Genomic DNA, 12,914 nt, shown 5'->3' on the forward strand with positions numbered 1-12,914 from the left:
TAACAGGTCTTCCGGCCCTGGGCCCCCTTCAGTACGACCGTACGATGGGGGAGGTCCAATGTCGTATCTAGGAGGCAGACCGTGTCGGAGGCGCTCACCCCGGAGACCCCGGAAGCCGTGCTTGACGATGCCGCTGACGAAGCGGGCGAAGAGGAGCCGATCAAGCAGCGCAAGAACGGCCTGTACCCGGGCGTGTCCGACGAGCTGGCCGAGAGCATGAAGTCGGGGTGGGCCGACACCGAGCTGCGCGGCCTGAAGCCCATCGCCCAGGCCGAGCACACGGCCGCCCGCCGCGCCGCGCTCTCCGCGCGCTTCCCGGGCGAGCGCCTGGTGATCCCCGCGGGCAATCTGAAGACCCGCTCGAACGACACCGAGTACCCCTTCCGCGCCTCGGTCGAGTACGCGTACCTGACCGGCAACCTGACCGAGGACGGCGTCCTCGTCCTGGAGCCGGTGTCCGGCGGCCACAAGGCGACGATCTACCTGCTGCCGCGCTCCGACCGCGAGAACGGCGAGTTCTGGCTGTCCGGCCAGGGCGAGCTGTGGGTCGGCCGCCGCCACTCCCTCACCGAGTCCGAGGCGCTGTACGGCATCCCGGCCTCGGACGTGCGCGAGCTGGCCGCCGCGCTGCGTGAAGCCACCGGCCCGGTCCGTGTCGTGCGCGGCTACGACGCCGGCATCGAGTCCGCCCTGACCGACAAGGTCACCGCCGAGCGCGACGAGGAGCTGCGGGTCTTCCTCTCCGAGGCGCGGCTCCTCAAGGACGACTTCGAGGTCGGCGAGCTGAAGAAGGCCGTCGACTCGACCGTGCGCGGCTTCGAGGACGTCGTCCGGGTCCTGGACAAGGCCGAGGCGACCAGCGAGCGCTACATCGAGGGCACGTTCTTCCTGCGCGCACGCGTCGAGGGCAACGACATCGGCTACGGCTCGATCTGCGCCGCCGGCCCGCACGCCTGCACGCTGCACTGGGTGCGCAACGACGGCCCGGTCCGCTCCGGCGACCTGCTCCTGCTGGACGCGGGTGTCGAGACCCACACGCTCTACACCGCCGACGTGACGCGCACGCTGCCGATCAACGGCACGTACACGGAGCTCCAGAAGAAGATCTACGACGCCGTGTACGAGGCCCAGGAGGCCGGTATCGCGGCCGTGAAGCCGGGCGCCAAGTACCGCGACTTCCACGACGCCGCGCAGCGCGTGCTCGCCGAGAAGCTCGTCGAGTGGGGCCTGGTCGAGGGCCCCGTGGAGCGCGTCCTGGAGCTGGGCCTGCAGCGCCGCTGGACCCTGCACGGCACCGGCCACATGCTCGGCATGGACGTGCACGACTGCGCGGCCGCGCGGACCGAGACGTACGTCGAGGGCACGCTGGAGCCGGGCATGTGCCTGACCGTCGAGCCCGGCCTGTACTTCCAGGCGGACGACCTGGCCGTCCCGGAGGAGTACCGCGGCATCGGCGTCCGCATCGAGGACGACATCCTCGTCACCGAGGACGGCAACCGGAACCTGTCCGCGGGCCTTCCGCGCCGCTCGGACGAGGTCGAGGCCTGGATGGCGTCCCTGAAGGGCTGACATAGTGCCCCGCGAGGGCTGATGACGAGACTGATGGCCGGGTGCCCTCCTGGGTGCCCGGCCATCGGCATGCCCGGGGGACTTCGGCGCTCCCGGGCTTTCCGGTGTGCCTAGGGGGGCTTTTCGTGGACGACTTCTGGTCCGGTGTCGGGGTGGACCTGCATCTGGAGCCGGACGCCGGGGCGGGGCGCAGGGCGGGGCTCGAACGGGCCCTGCGGGACGCCGTGCGCGAGGGACGGCTCTCGCCCGGCACACGGCTGCCGGCGACCCGCCGGCTCGCGGCCGAACTGGGCATCTCCCGCGGCACGGCGAAGGCCGCGTACGACCAGTTGGTCGCGGAGGGCTATCTGACGGCCCGGCAGGGTTCCGGCACCGAGGTGGCACCACTGCCCACGGACGGCGCGGCGGCGGCCGTACACGCGCCACACGCGCGTGCACCCCGTTTCGACCTGCGTCCGGGCAGCCCGGACGTCGGCGCCTTCCCGGCGGCGGCATGGCTGCGGGCGCTGCGCCGCGCGATCGCGACGGCACCGTCCATGGCGTACGACTACGGGGACCCGCGCGGCCGTATCGAGCTGCGGACCGCGTTGTCGGGTTACCTGGGGCGGGCGCGGGGAGTGATCGCGCCGCCCGAACGGATCGTCATCACTTCGGGCTATGTGCAGGGTCTCGCGCTCCTCACCCGTGTGCTGGACGGTGGCACGGTGGCCATGGAGGACCCCGGCCTGGCGTTCCACCGCGAGGTGGTGCGCAAGAGCGGCGGAACCGTCGTGCCGCTGCCCGTCGACGAACGCGGCGCCCGCGCGGAGGCCGCGGCGGAGGCGGACGCGGTCGTCGTCACGCCCGCCCACCAGTACCCGACCGGCGTCACCCTGCACCCGGAGCGGCGGCGCGCCCTCACCGACTGGGCACGCGCGCGTGACGGACTGATCGTCGAGGACGACTACGACGGGGAGTTCCGTTACGACCGGCAGCCGGTCGGCGCGCTCCAGGGGATGGCACCCGGCCAGGTCGTCTACCTGGGCACGGCCTCCAAGACGCTCGGGCCCGCCCTGCGGCTCGGCTGGATGGTGCTGCCGCCGCACCTCGTCGACGCGGTCGCCGACATCAAGCTGCACAGCGACCACCACACCGAGTCCATCGGCCAGTTGGCGCTCGCCGAGATGATCGACAGCCACGCGTACGACCGTCATGTGCGCGCGTGCCGGCTGCGCTACCGGCGCCGCAGGGACCAACTGCTGGGCCGGCTGGGGACGCGCAGGAACGTCCGGGGGATCGCCGCGGGGCTGCATGCCCTGGTGGAGGTGGCCGACGAGGCGGAGGTGCTGGCGCGGGCCGCGCAGGAGGGGCTGGCGATCGGCCACCTGGGAGATCACTGGCACGCACCGGCCGCGGACCGCCCGCAGGGACTCGTCGTCGGGTACGGGACACCCCGGGAACGCGCGTATCCGGATGCCCTGGAGGCGCTGGGACGGGTGTTGGACGCGGTGCGGAGGGCGGGCTGAGGGGCCACCGGTGCGGATCGGTCCGCCCCGGCGGCGGAGAGCGCTCGCCCGGGCCGCGCCCGTGGTGAGGTGCGACCGGTCCGCCCCGGCGGCGCAGGCCGCGCACGTGGGCCGGGCCCGTGGTGGGCGGCGGACCGGCCCCACCACTGACGGAGGCCGCCCGCGTGGGCCGTGCCGGTCGTCGGCTGCGGCCGGTCCGCCCCGGCGGCAGAGGCCTCCGGCCTGGGCGGTGCCGGTGACGGGTCGTCGAATTGGGCCAACAAGAAGCGTGCTGATTGGAGCTGCCCGGGGAGCCAATACGTCCGTAGCGTCAGTGGCATGACGAACCAGGCAGCCGCGGCGCACGCGACGTCACACCGTCTCCTCCCTCCCGTGGGCCCGCAGCGCGTGCTCGCCCTCGCCCAGCTGGCCAACTCCGTGGGCGACGGCGCCTATTACGTGACCTCCGCCCTGTACTTCACGCACGTCGTCGGTCTCGCGCCCACACACGTGGGACTGGGGCTGACCGTCGCCTGGGCCGTCGGCTCACTGGTGGGCGTGCCGCTCGGCCGGCTCGCCGACCGGCGCGGGCCGCGCGGCACGGCGGCGCTGCTGGCCCTGGCGACGGCGACGGCGGTGGCGTCCTTCCTGGTCGTCCGCGGCTTCGCCCCCTTCGTCCTCGCGGCGTGCGCGTACGCGTCCGCGCAGTCGGGGCTCGCGGCGGCCCGGCAGGCGCTGCTCGCGGGGCTGGTGCCGGCCGGGCGGCGCACCGGACTGCTCGCGCACCTCCAGTCGACGCTGAACGCCGGTCTGGCGGTGGGCGCGGGCCTCGGCGGACTCGCGCTGCACGCCGGGACGCGGGCCGCATACTCCGCGGTGTTCGCTCTGGACGCGACGAGCTTCCTGCTGTGCGCCGGGCTGCTGCTGCGCCTGCCGCCGGTGCGGCCGGTGACCGCGCGGCGCGGTCACCGGCTCGGTGTCCTGCGCGACCGCCCCTATGTGCTGGTGACGTTCCTCAACACCGTGCTGCTGCTGCGGATGCCGCTGCTCAGCCTCGGCGTGCCGCTGTGGATCACCGAGCGCACCGAGGCGCCCGCCTGGCTGGTCTCCGCGCTGTTCGTGCTCAACACGGGCGCGGTGATGGTCTTCCAGGTACGGATGGCGCGGGACGTCACGGGCCTCACGGCGGCCACGCGCGCCATCCGCCGGTCCGGACTCGTGATGCTGGCGTCCTGCGCGGTGTTCGCCCTGTCGTCCGGGGCCTCCCCGTGGGTCGCGGCCGGGATCCTCGTGGCGGGCGCGCTCCTTCAGGTCGTCGCCGAGATGCAGCAGTCGGCGGGCTCCTGGCAACTGGCCTTCGACCTCGCCCCGGCCGACCGCATGGGCGAGTACCAGGGCTTCTTCGGCACCGGTGTCACGGTGGCCCGCACGATGGGCCCGCTCGTCCTGACGGCACTGCTGGTGGGCTGGGGAACGCCCGGATGGCTGCTGCTCGGCGCACTGATCGCCGGGGCGTCGTACGCGATGGGGCCCGCGACACGCTCCCGACGCGTGCAGGACCCGGCGTCGGACCCACGCTCCGATCCGGCCGCGGGTCGGTGCGGCGTCCCGGTCACGACCTGACGGCCACGGGCAGCGAGTCCACGAACAGGGCACCCGCGAGGAGCGCTCCACTACCTCGCGGGCTCCACACGCGCGTGTGGAGGTCGCCGTCGAAGGAGGCCAGGGCCGCACGGCCCGCTTCCGTGGACGAACCGCCCGCGTCCAGCACCGCGCGGGCACCCGCCTGGACGTGCCGCAGGCCGTGGGGGCCGGCGGTGTGCAGCAGCTCCGTGTCCTGGAGCGTGCCCATGACGGTGAGGAGGGCGTCGAGCCGGGCGCAGGATTCCGGCGCACCGGCCGAACGTGCGGCGGCGAGCGCGTCCAACGCCCGGCGGACGTGGGGGAATCCGGCGCGTGCCTCGCCCCGGGCGCCGGCCGCCCCGTACGTCGCGGAGACGGTCGATCCCCGGGAGGGCCGCCGCGGTGCCCGCCGGTCGGTGTGCGCCGCGATCCGCTTGGCCGCCGCCGTGACCTCCGTCCCGGTGGCGCCGGGTTCCAGGGCGGCTGCCGCGACGAGCAGCCCGAGCGCCCACAGGGCGCCCCGGTGTCCGCCGCCGGCCAGAGCCACCGAGTGCTCCGTGGACCGGCCGATCGCGCCCAGTTCCGCGCGAAGTGCGGGGGTGGCACGGCCGGTACGGCGTGCGGCCGCCGCCATCGCCGCGAGGCCGGGTGCCAGGGCCTTCGCCGACCAGCGCAGGGAGCGGTGGTCCTGCCGGGTGGCTCGGGCGCGCAGATCGCGCGGGTCGGGCAGTCCCGGCTTGGGTGCCAGCTCCAACTGTCGCGTCAGCGCCGCCACCGCGGCCTCGGCGAGCGTCTCGTCCTGACGGCTTCCCCTCATGCCGGGAATCTAGGAACGCCGGCCGTCAGGGACCTGGGGAAGCGCTGTGACCGCGCTGTGGACTCCGGGATCTCGCGCGCCGGACGTGCCCGCGAGAAGCCCGGCCGGGGGAACGCGTCATGAGTCCGGGGCGGGCACGCGGCGCACCCGGCGACTCGGACGGCACGTCGGTCCCCTCGGGTCGGTCGGCACGTCGGCCCCCTCGGGGGGTCTCCCACTTTCCGCACCCCGTGTGGGCGGTGCTCGACGTGAAGGTCTGCGCCGACGAGGACAGCACGAACGTCCTGGTCGCCCAGCAGCCGTGGCAGCTCGGTTTCCCCGACGGCACCCGCGTCGCGGCGCGCACGTCGGCCCCCTCGGGGCGGTCGGCACGTCGGCCCCCTCGGGGCGGTCGGGCGCCTGCTTCCGCGTCGGACCGATCGCCCGGACGCCCCGATCCGTCGCGCGCGGCGCTAAGCCGTCAGCAAAGAGGGGTCCTTCTTCCACTTGAGGATCTTGTCGAAGCTGACCACGGCGCCGCCTCTGCCGGGGCTGCTGTCGATCTGGACGTGGTCCGCGAGTTCATGGATCAGGCACAGCCCCCGCCCGTGCTCGCTGTCACCGCGCGCCGGACGGATCGGAGGTCGCGCACGGCCGCCGGGGAAACCCGGGCCCGAGTCGGCGACTTCGATGCGGCACCGCTCGCCGTCGAGGTAGGCGGTCACCCGGTAGGCCTCGGAGGAGGGGCCGTTCGCCGTGCCGCCACCGTGCTCGACGGCATTGGCGCAGGCCTCGGTGAGGGCGACGGAGAGGTCGTACGAGATGTCCGGGTCGACTCCCGCGCTCTCCATCGTGCCGAGCAGCAGGCGTCTCGCGAGCGGAACGCTCGCAGCTTCGCGCCGCAGATGGAGTGACCACCAGATGCTCATGCTCCAGCCTCCCGGCCGCGGCTCGACATACCGTTACGTATTGCCGCAAGCACGCGCACGCAATCGCCTGCCCGAGGTGATGCCGCCCATACGGCGGATGCGCGGGTGCCCAGGGTCGGTGTATGTGCACCCAAGAACCCGCATACGGTGACCTACCGGTCGAACACCACCTAGCGGACCTGCCGTACCGGACGCGTCGGGCCAGTGGGATGATGAGCCCGCCATGACTGCCCCCCACAAGCGCTCGGCACGCTCCGGACTCGACCTCCGGATGCTCAGGGCCGCGGTGTTCGCCGCGGTCTGCGTCGCGCTGGCCGCGGCCGGTCATGGTCTCGCCTCCTGCGCCTCGGTTCCCCTGTGGACACTCGGGACCGGCTTCCTCGCGGTCTTCGCGGTCGCCGCCGCACTGGCCGGACGCGAGCGGTCGCTCCCGGGCATCGCCGCGGTCCTCGCGGCCGGACAGACCGCGCTGCACACGCTGTTCGGACTCGGCCAGCACACCGTCGCGACGTCCACGGACGCCATGTCGGGCATGCCGATGTCGGACGCCTCGCTCGTCGAGCGGGCCGCGCGCCTCGTGTGCGGCACGGCCGCGGCGGCGATCAGTCCGGCACAGGCCCAGCGGATCCTCGCCGAGGCGCGGATCGACACGGGCACGACGACCGGCATGAGCCCGTCCATGCACCACCCGGCGGACGCCATGGCGGCCGCGGCCGGCTCATCGATGTCGGTCCTGCCCTCCCTGCCGATGCTCCTCGGCCACGTCCTCGCGGCCGTCGCCGCGGGATGGGTGCTGCGCCGCGGGGACCTGGCGCTGCTGCGTCTCATGCGGCTGTCCGCCCACGGGGTCGCCGAGACGGCGCTCGTACGGTCCCTGCGCTCCGCGTTCGCGCTCGTACGCGCCCTGCGCGCGGGTCTTCCGGGAGCGCCCGACGCGGTCCGCGCACCGCGCACCGCGCTGCTCGCGCCCCTGAAGCCGCAGGCGAGCACACTCCAGCACACCGTCGTCCGGCGCGGACCGCCGTCCTCCACCGCACTCGTCCTCGCCGCCTGACACGACGCGTCACTCCGCCAAGGGGCCACGCCGTCGTGCGGCACGCGCGCGTGCCCGTCGCGCACGCGCATCCCCTTGCCAACGGACTGAAAGTGGAGTGTCCCCTGCTATGAAGCCTTCCCGTATCGCCGCCGCCGCTGCCGTCGCCGCCTCGGCCGTCCTCACCCTGTCGGTCCCCGCCTTCGCGCATGTCAGCGTTCAGCCCGAGGGCACGGCCGCCAAGGGCGACTACGCGGTCGTGAACTTCAAGGTCCCCAACGAGCGCGACAACGCCTCGACCACCAAGCTCGAGGTCAGCTTCCCGGCCGACCACCCGCTCGCCTCCGTCATGCCGCAGAAGCTGGACGGCTGGGACGTGAAGGTCACCAAGTCCAAGCTGGACAAGCCGCTGACCGTGCACGGCCAAAAGATCGACGAGGCCGTCACCAAGGTCACCTGGACCGCCACCGGCAAGGGCGTCGAGCCGGGCTTCTTCCAGAAGTTCCCGCTCTCCATCGGCGCGCTGCCCGAGGACACCGACGAACTGGTCTTCAAGGCCGTCCAGACGTACTCCGACAAGGAGGTCGTGCGCTGGATCGAGCCGCAGCAGGAAGGCCAGGAGGAGCCCGAGAACCCGGCTCCGGTGCTCGCGCTCTCCGCCGCGTCCGAGGGCGGTCACCACGGCTCCGCCGACGCCGAGGACGCCTCCGACGCGTCGCACTCGTCCGACGCGAAGGCGGAGTCCGAGAAGACCACCGAGGCGTCGTCCGACAGCAGCGACACCACCGCACGCGTGCTCGGCATCGTCGGCATCGTCGTCGGTGTGGCAGGCGTGGCGTACGGCGTGCTCGCCGGCCGCCGCCGCGCCGCCTGAGGCAGCACGCGGTACCGAGGCTCATCCCTTCGGTGCGCACCGGGACGTCGTACGACCTGGGCTTCGGGCCCGGTACGACCCCCGGTGCGCGCCGGAGCGCACACATCTGGGACATTTTTCTATGCGCAAGAAGACGTATGCCGTGGCCGCCCTGTTCGCCGCCGCCACCCTGACCCTCTCCGCCTGCGGCAGCGGCGACGACGGCAACAAGCCCGTCGCCGACGTGTCCGCCGAGACCGGCTCCGCCAAGGCGGCGACGATCCTCGACAAGCCGTTCGAGAAGCCGGACCTCGTGCTCACCGACACGCACGGCAAGAAGTACGACCTGCGCGCGCAGACCAAGGGCCGGCCGACGCTCGTGTACTTCGGCTACACGCACTGCCCCGACGTCTGCCCGCTGACGATGAACAACCTGGCCGTCGCCAAGAAGCAGCTGCCCAAGGCCGAACAGGACAAGCTCCGCGTCGTGTTCGTCACCACCGACCCCGGCCGCGACACCCCCGCCGCCCTCGGTGCGTGGCTCAAGGGCATCGACTCCGACTTCGTCGGCCTCACCGGCGACTTCGCCACGGTCCAGGCCGGCGCGCGCACCCTGGGCATCTCCATCGAGCCGACGTCGAAGGACAAGAACGGCAAGCTCGTCTCCGTGCACGGCACCCAGGTCGTCGCGTTCTCGCCGAAGACCGACGGCGGCTATGTGCTGTACGGCGAGGACGCCACCGTCGACGACTACACCAAGGACCTGCCCGAGCTCATCAAGGGGGAGAACCCGTGAGCCGTCCCGGCCGGGCCCCGCGTCCGCTCGCCGCGTGCGCGGTCCTCGCGGCCACCGCGGCCACGCTCGCGGGCTGCGGCTCGGACGACGGCGGTTCCTCGGCGGGCAGGCCCGCTCTGAAGGTCACCGGCGCCTACATGCCCGCCCCGAGCATGGCGACCATGGCGGCCGGCTTCTTCACCGTCAGCAACACCGGCGGCGCCGACACCCTGACCTCGGTCACCAGCAGCCTGTCGGCCGACGTCACGCTGCACTCCACCCAGGGCGGGGCGATGGCGGAGGAGAAGTCGTTCGCCGTGCCCGCGAAGGGCACGCTGAACTTCGCGAGCGGCGGCAACCACCTCATGTTCGAGAAGCTCACCCGCAAGCCGGAGCAGGGCGAGAGCGTGGCCGTGGAACTCCACTTCGCCAAATCCGGCACAGTGAAGATATCCATGCCGGTGAAGTCCGCGACGTACACACCGAAGACCGGGCACTGAGGGAGCGACCACCTTGACGCAGACCATCGCCCCCCGTTTCCGGACCCTCCTGCTGCTGTTCCTCGCCGTCACCGGCGCGCTCCTGGCCGGGGCCGCTCCCGCCTCCGCGCACGCCGCGCTGACCGGGAGCGACCCGAAGCAGGGGTCGGTGGTCGACCAGGCGCCCACCCAGGTGTCGCTCACCTTCTCCGAGAAGGTCGCGCTGTCCGACGGTTCGCTCCGCGTGCTCGACCCCAAGGGCAAGCGGGTCGACACCGGCCGGGCCGCCAACCTGAGCGGCACCACGTACGGCGTGAAGCTGCACTCGGGACTGCCCGACGGCACCTTCACCGTCACCTACCAGGTGGTGTCCGAGGACAGCCACCCCGTCTCCGGCGCCTTCACCTTCTCCGTCGGAGCGCCCTCGCAGACCTCCGTCGCCCTGTCCGACCAGGGCGCGGGCGGCGGAACCGTCGGCGTGCTCTACGGCGTCGCGCGCTACGTCTCCTACGCGGGCTTCGTCCTCCTGGTCGGCGGAGCCGCCTTCGTGCTGATCTGCTGGCAGCGCGGTGCCGGCGTCCGGCCGGTCCAGCGGCTCGTCGTCACCGGCTGGCTCGCCCTCACCGGCGCCACCCTCGCGCTGCTGCTCCTGCGCGGCTCGTACGTCGGCTCCGGCAAGATCGGCGACGTCTTCGACCTGAGCCTGCTGGGTCAGGTGCTCCAGACCAAGTCGGGCGCCGCTCTGGTGTCCCGGCTGCTGCTGCTCGCCGCCGCGGCGCTGTTCATCGCGGTGCTCTTCGGCGCGTACGTCAAGCGGGACGAGCCCGAGGCCCAGGCGTCCGACACGTCCGATCCGACCGACGCGACCGGCGGGACCGACGGGAGCAGCGGAGGCGACGACGAGGCCACCGTGGCGGCCGCCCGGGCCGCCGAGGCCGCGGACAGAGCCGCCGAGAAGAAGGACCTCACCTTCGGCCTCGCGATCGGCGGCACCGTCGTCGCGGCGGGCCTGGCCGCGACCTGGGCGATGGCCGAGCACGCCTCGACCGGCCTCCAGCCCGGTGTCGCGATGCCCGTCGACGTACTGCACCTGCTGGCCGTCGCCGCATGGCTCGGCGGGCTGTCGGCCCTGCTGACGGCACTGTTCAGGGCTCCGGCCGAGGACGCGATCGACACGGCGGCCGTGCGCCGCTTCTCCCGCCTCGCGTTCGGCGCCGTCGTGACCCTGGTCGCCACCGGGATCTATCAGTCGTGGCGCCAGCTCGGTTCCTGGTCCGCGTTCACCGGCACGCGGTACGGACAACTGCTGCTCGTCAAAATCGCTCTGGTCGCGGTCCTCGTCGGCATCGCATGGATCTCACGCCGCTGGACCGGCCGGCTGTCCGAGGCGCCGGCCTCGGAGGAACGAGGCTCCGCGGCCGAGGACGTGGCCGAACAGCGCGAGGAGACCCGGGAGACGGTCCCGGCGGACTCCCGGCGTGCCGCGCAGCTCGCCCGGCAGCGGGCGGCCGTGGCCACCGCGCGCGACAAGCGCCTCCGTGACGCCGATCCGCACCGCTCGGGTCTGCGTCGCTCGGTGCTCGCGGAGGCGGGTGTCGCCGTCGTCCTGCTCGCGGTCACGACCGTGCTGACCTCCACCGAGCCCGGGCGTACGGAGGAGGCGGCCCAGCAGGCCACCGCTTCCGCGTCCCAGCGCTCGGGCCCGCTGTCCCTGAAGATCCCGTTCGACACCGGCGGCGAGGACGGCAAGGGCACCGTGGAGCTCACCCTCGACCCGGCCCGCGTCGGCGGCAACGAGATGCACGTCTTCGTGGAGCGGCCCAACGGCAAGGCCTTCGACGTCCCCGAGGTGAAGGTCGCCTTCACCCTCGCCGCGAAGGACATCGGCCCGCTGCCCGTGACCCCCGACCGCATCGCCACCGGACACTGGTCGGCGAGCGGAGTGCAGATCCCCATGGCGGGCGACTGGAAGATCGCGGTGACCGTGCGCACCTCCGACATCGACCAGGCGACCGTGAACAAGAACGCGCAGATCGGCTGAACCCCACCATGCCCGACCAGTCCACTCCCGACGCCGTCTCCTCCCCCGAGGCCGCCGCCAAGGGCGGCTTCTCGCGGCGCCGGCTGCTCGGCACCGCCGGCGCCACCGGTCTCGCCCTGGGCGCGGCCGGGGGCGCCGCCGGATACGCGGCCGCTCCGAACGACGAGAACGGCGCGCCGGCCGCGCCGCTGACCTCGGTCGGCTCGGACGCGGTGATGTTTCACGGGAAACATCAGCCGGGCATCACGACCGCCCTCCAGGCACGCGGCCACCTCGTCGCCTTCGACCTGGCGGCGGGCGCGGGCCGCAAGGAGGCCGCCGCGCTGCTCCGCCGCTGGTCGGCGACCGCCCAGCGGCTGATGGCGGGCGAGCCCGCCGCCCAGGACGACACGGATGTCGCACGCGACGCCGGCCCTTCCTCCCTGACGGTCACCTTCGGCTTCGGGCACAGCTTCTTCGCGCGTACGGGCCTGGAGAAGCAGCGTCCGGTGGCGCTCGACCCGCTGCCCGACTTCTCCTCCGACCACCTCGACAAGGCGCGCAGCAACGGCGACCTGTGGGTGCAGATCGGAGCGAACGACGCCCTGGTCGCCTTTCACGCCCTGCGCGCCGTCCAGAAGGACGCGGGCAGCGCGGCCCGGGTGCGCTGGCAGATGAACGGCTTCAACCGCTCGCCCGGCGCGACCGGCCGGCCCATGACGGCTCGCAACCTGATGGGGCAGATCGACGGCACCCGCAACCCGAAGCCGTCCGAGTCCGACTTCGACCGGCGCGTCTTCGTGCCCGCCGCGGGCGAGCCGGCCTGGATGGCGAACGGCTCCTATGCCGTCGTCCGCCGTATCCGCATGCTCCTCGACGACTGGGAGAAGCTCTCTCCCACGGCCCAGGAGGACGTCATCGGGCGGAAGAAGGCCACCGGCGCCCCGCTCGGCGGCGGCACCGAGACCACGCCGATGGACCTGGACAAGACCGACACCGACGGCAATCTCGTCGTGCCGATCAACGCGCACGCCAGGATCACCCGGCCCGACCAGAACGGCGGTGCCGCGATGCTGCGCCGCCCGTTCTCCTTCCACGACGGCATCGACACGGACGGGGTGCCCGACGCGGGCCTGCTCTTCGTCTGCTGGCAGGCCGATCCGCTGCGCGGCTTCGTGCCCGTCCAGCGCAAGCTCGACCGCGGTGACGCGCTCTCCACCTTCGTCCGCCACGAGTCGAGCGGCCTGTTCGCGGTGCCCGGCGGGGCGGCGACGGGCGAGTACGTGGGGCAGCGCCTGCTGGAAGGCTGACCGACCGGGCCGGCCCCGGATCGCCCCTGGGGGTCCCGGATCA

The 12,914-nt window shown here is 73.2% G+C and carries 11 protein-coding genes; 9 read left to right on the forward strand and 2 right to left on the reverse strand.

What is annotated here, in order from left to right:
- Positions 1-81: 81 nt before the first annotated feature.
- The 3 genes from ACZ4IF_RS10220 to ACZ4IF_RS10230 all read left to right on the forward strand — a co-directional run bounded on the left by ACZ4IF_RS10220 (position 82) and on the right by ACZ4IF_RS10230 (position 4,676).
- Positions 82-1,569, forward strand: a complete 1,488-nt coding sequence (locus tag ACZ4IF_RS10220; protein ID WP_467561326.1) for an aminopeptidase P family protein — start codon at positions 82-84, stop codon at positions 1,567-1,569.
- Between the two features lie 125 nt (positions 1,570-1,694).
- Positions 1,695-3,074 carry a MocR-like pyridoxine biosynthesis transcription factor PdxR gene (gene pdxR / locus ACZ4IF_RS10225; RefSeq protein ID WP_467561328.1) on the forward strand — a complete coding sequence of 460 codons (1,380 nt, stop codon included), beginning with the start codon at positions 1,695-1,697 and terminating at the stop codon, positions 3,072-3,074.
- A gap of 318 nt (positions 3,075-3,392) precedes the next feature.
- A complete protein-coding gene (locus ACZ4IF_RS10230; RefSeq protein WP_467561330.1) occupies positions 3,393-4,676 on the forward strand; it encodes an MFS transporter in 1,284 nt (427 codons plus the stop codon).
- Here the strand turns inward: ACZ4IF_RS10230 and ACZ4IF_RS10235 are convergent.
- Positions 4,666-5,493 (reverse strand): triphosphoribosyl-dephospho-CoA synthase, encoded by an 828-nt coding sequence (locus ACZ4IF_RS10235; protein WP_467561332.1) that lies wholly within the window; start codon positions 5,491-5,493, stop codon positions 4,666-4,668. The genes ACZ4IF_RS10230 and ACZ4IF_RS10235 overlap by 11 nt on opposite strands.
- A gap of 452 nt (positions 5,494-5,945) precedes the next feature.
- A complete protein-coding gene (locus ACZ4IF_RS10240; RefSeq protein ID WP_345640366.1) occupies positions 5,946-6,401 on the reverse strand; it encodes an ATP-binding protein in 456 nt (151 codons plus the stop codon).
- A 223-nt stretch (positions 6,402-6,624) separates the two neighbouring features.
- On the opposite strand from ACZ4IF_RS10240, the gene ACZ4IF_RS10245 reads away from it, so the two are divergent.
- From ACZ4IF_RS10245 to efeB, 6 genes are all read left to right on the forward strand, one after another.
- Entirely contained in the window at positions 6,625-7,455 is an 831-nt protein-coding gene (locus ACZ4IF_RS10245; protein WP_467561334.1) for a hypothetical protein, read from the forward strand.
- Between the two features lie 109 nt (positions 7,456-7,564).
- Positions 7,565-8,308: a YcnI family copper-binding membrane protein gene (locus ACZ4IF_RS10250; protein ID WP_467561336.1), complete on the forward strand. Its 744-nt coding sequence runs from the start codon at positions 7,565-7,567 to the stop codon at positions 8,306-8,308.
- Between the two features lie 121 nt (positions 8,309-8,429).
- Entirely contained in the window at positions 8,430-9,083 is a 654-nt protein-coding gene (locus ACZ4IF_RS10255) for an SCO family protein (RefSeq protein WP_467561338.1), read from the forward strand.
- Positions 9,080-9,562, forward strand: a complete 483-nt coding sequence (locus ACZ4IF_RS10260) for a copper chaperone PCu(A)C (RefSeq protein ID WP_467561340.1) — start codon at positions 9,080-9,082, stop codon at positions 9,560-9,562. The genes ACZ4IF_RS10255 and ACZ4IF_RS10260 overlap by 4 nt, the downstream gene beginning before the upstream one ends.
- A 13-nt stretch (positions 9,563-9,575) precedes the next feature.
- Positions 9,576-11,582 carry a copper resistance CopC/CopD family protein gene (locus tag ACZ4IF_RS10265; RefSeq protein ID WP_467561342.1) on the forward strand — a complete coding sequence of 669 codons (2,007 nt, stop codon included), beginning with the start codon at positions 9,576-9,578 and terminating at the stop codon, positions 11,580-11,582.
- Positions 11,583-11,590: 8 nt separating this feature from the next.
- On the forward strand, positions 11,591-12,871 hold the full coding sequence (efeB, locus tag ACZ4IF_RS10270) for an iron uptake transporter deferrochelatase/peroxidase subunit (RefSeq protein WP_467561344.1): 1,281 nt from the start codon (positions 11,591-11,593) through the stop codon (positions 12,869-12,871).
- Positions 12,872-12,914 lie beyond the last annotated feature (43 nt).

This window comes from Streptomyces sp. NPDC025784, assembly GCF_055558435.1.